The sequence below is a fragment of the Xanthomarina sp. genome (genome assembly GCF_035306705.1).
In the GTDB taxonomy this organism is placed as follows: domain Bacteria; phylum Bacteroidota; class Bacteroidia; order Flavobacteriales; family Flavobacteriaceae; genus Xanthomarina.
Genome location: NZ_DATGNO010000153.1, coordinates 1 through 3,155, shown reverse-complemented (window position 1 = coordinate 3,155; position 3,155 = coordinate 1). Strand labels below are relative to the sequence as shown.

The window sequence follows — 3,155 nt, the reverse complement described above, 5'->3', positions numbered from 1 at the left end:
AGCCTGTTTAATAATCAATCCTTGGTGTTGGCATCGATTTCCTTTGGAACTACAGGAATATCTTAGAATGTTTATCATTGAAAAATCAGTTTTTAGTATTTATTTAAACCTAAGCATGGTTTCAAGTATTTCGTTAATCTGTTTTGCTTTTTGTCTGGAAACAGGTATTTCTTCATTATCATTCATAATTAGACTGCCACCATCTTGTTTTAAAATCCCTTTAACATATTTTGGATTTATAAGGTGCGATTGGTGCACGCGAACAAAACCATGATCTTGTAGGAGTTCTTCAATTTCCTTTAAAGTTCGACTGATTAAGATTCGCCTTTGCTCATTGCAGAAAATATTTGTGTAATTATTATCCGATTGGCATCTAACAATGTTTTTAATGTCCATAATTTGATAGCCAACACCTGTGGGTAATGCTATTTGCGACTGGTTTTTGTTTGCGCTTTTTAAATGGTCCTGAAATAATTGCCACTGTTTATTGGTTGTTTTCTTTTGTCGATTTTCCCTGTCAGAAAGTGCTTTTATAATGCTCTTCTCAGTTATGGGTTTCAAAAGATAATTGATGGCACTGTATTGAAAGGCTTTGATTGCATATTGGTCGTAGGCTGTGGTAAAAATGACATCAAAATCTATAGGAAGTAAATTGTCTAGCAAGGCAAAACCATTAAGATTGGGCATTTCTATGTCGAGAAACAAGATGTCTGGTGGGTTGTTTTTAATAAACTCCAAGCCATCAAGAGGATTTGTAAAAGTGCCCATAATCTCATAGTCGGAATGTATTTTGTCAATCAAGTTTTCCAAAACGTTTATGCAATGGGTTTCGTCGTCTATTATAATAATTTTTGTCATGGCTTAATAGTCATAAGTTAATGTAATTCTTGTTCCTGATGCGGTTCCCTCTTCTTCGAGGTCGGTAATTTTTAGATGAATTGCATGATCATTTAAATGGTTGTGCAATGATAATCGGTCTTTAACAATAGTCGTTCCCATAGAGTCGTGCAACTTCTTTTTCTTAGAGCTCTCTTTTCTGCCTATACCATTATCTTCAATAATTATTTTTAGGTTTTTTGATGTATCGAAAGTAATGGTTAACGTTTTTTTAGCTTTCAGACTCGGTTGAAGCCCGTGCCAAATGGCATTTTCAACAATAGGTTGTAAGAGTAAAGGAGGGATTTCATGTTGTGAAAGTGCTTCTTTGGAATCCACTTCGATGTGATAATGAAAATTCTCACCCATTCGGTTCTTTTCCAAGGAAAGATACAATTCCAGAATTTCAAGTTCCTCTTCTACCGTAATTTTTTTGCGATTGCTGTTTTGTAATATACTACGTAATAAACTAGAAAAATCGTCGAGATAATCGACGGCGCTCTCATTTCTAGCGCTCATAATTAAACTTTTAATGGCGTTCATGCTATTAAAAATAAAGTGCGGATTCATTTGAGATCTTAAAGCCACCATTTCTGTTTCTCTTAGTTTTTGTGTAAAATCGTCTTTTGTTTTTTGTTCCCGTTCGCGTTCTATTTTGGAATAAAGCTGAAGAAGCTCGTACGTTTTTTCGTTCACTTTTTTGTCGAGTTCGCGATTCATACGTTCTTGTATCTGGTGGTTTTCTTTCAGTTGATCTATTAGTTCCGCATCTGTTATTTCTTTTTTCTTTTGAAGCAAGAACACATTTTTCCCTAAGGCCAAAGAAAAGCAGTACACTTCTGCTAATAATCCCAGCTGAAAAATAATATTAGGCGCTGCTTTAAAATTCAACAGATGTCCAGGAGTGAACTGGATTCCAGAGAATGCAATATATGTGCTCAATAAGGCGCCAATAAAAAAGAAGGATTGGCCTATTATAAAATAAATTATTAAGGGATGCTTTACTTTGTATATGATCCAAAAAATTAATATAAAGTTAAGGGGAAGAATGATGGAGCGAATAATTAAAAACACCAATCCTGTATACTTAAAATCAATTAAAAAATAATTAGAAATAAAACTGATACCAGCATATATAAAACAGAATATCCCGAGGTATTTAAGGATTTTCGCCAATAACTTGTCATAATTTTTAACCTGCAAGAGCTGTAAGATAAAAAAGACATAGAAGCCAATGAAAATAAATTGAACGGGTTCAAACAAATTAAAAGCTAAGCGAGGTGTCCGCACAAAAAAGTTACCAACGGGTGCCAAAGTGAAACGCAATACTAAAAATCCATATATAAGCTGAAAAAAGAGATAGCCCAAATAATAGAGATAGAGCTTTTTGCGTAAGCGCAACCAGAATATTAGCGCGAAAATAAGAATGGTCGCTATGGAAATGATGTGAAAATAAATAAAGCCTATAGATTTCTCTTGCTTTTTATATATAGTCATGACCTGTTCCCAATAGCCAATTTCGGAATAAAGTTCGGGGATATTAGGACTAAACAGACTGCTGTTGCTATCTAGTCTTACGTATAATTGAGACTTTTGAAAGGGAAGAAAATTTAGCTTCGTAAAGGAAGGTTCAGATTGATTTGCTCTTTCAGATAGGGGCACATAAAATCCATTTTTGAGTATTTTATAGCCTTGGTCTGTTTGCTGGTAAATAGTAGTGTAATCATTAGGGCTAAACAGTGACGTTCCAACTGTATCTTGTGAACGATTTTCAATTTCAAATTTGAGCCAAATCGCTTTATCCAATGGCGCTTTGTCTATGGAATTATATGTGTTCCAAACTGTTTGTTGGCTGATGTTTTCAAAAGTTGTTTTTCTATCAGTACGAAGCATTTTTACACTTTTGTTATCGACCAACGTGAGCTTATATGGCACGGAATCGATTATGATCTGGCCAGATAGGTGCATGATACCCCATAGGAAATAACAAGTTAATAAAGTAATAGCTTTTAACATTACAGCTAAAGTACCATTCTATTTTGAAATGTCTTAGGGAGATTTAGTATTCAGTTGCTTTCATTTAGTATTTGGTATTTTTTCAAGATTTACTACTTCATCTTTTTCTGTATTGTTTTTATTGGTTTTTTGCCTACCTGTACCATTGTGGGATTAAAATTGAAAGCGCTGGAATATTACTTGAGACCTTTCATGTTTTAGAAACCTGAAAGGTTTTTAAAAAGATTACGTTTCAATTTCTCCCGATAGCTATCTGGATTCAA

At 34.0% G+C, this 3,155-nt stretch carries 2 protein-coding genes; both read right to left on the bottom strand.

Annotated elements, in window-relative coordinates; translation table 11 throughout:
* Positions 1 to 99: 99 nt before the first annotated feature.
* A complete protein-coding gene (locus VKY47_RS12425) occupies positions 100 to 858 on the bottom strand; it encodes a LytR/AlgR family response regulator transcription factor (protein ID WP_324313134.1) in 759 nt (252 codons plus the stop codon).
* A gap of 3 nt (positions 859 to 861) precedes the next feature.
* Positions 862 to 2,769 carry a histidine kinase gene (locus VKY47_RS12420; protein WP_324313133.1) on the bottom strand — a complete coding sequence of 636 codons (1,908 nt, stop codon included), beginning with the start codon at positions 2,767 to 2,769 and terminating at the stop codon, positions 862 to 864.
* Positions 2,770 to 3,155: the final 386 nt, after the last annotated feature.

What these genes read in the sequence shown, in the direction of transcription:
- VKY47_RS12425 (WP_324313134.1), bottom strand. Translation starts at nt 858, where the DNA reads ATGACAAAAATTATTATAATAGACGACGAAACCCATTGCATAAACGTT.
- VKY47_RS12420 (WP_324313133.1), bottom strand. Translation starts at nt 2,769, where the DNA reads ATGCTTCGTACTGATAGAAAAACAACTTTTGAAAACATCAGCCAACAA.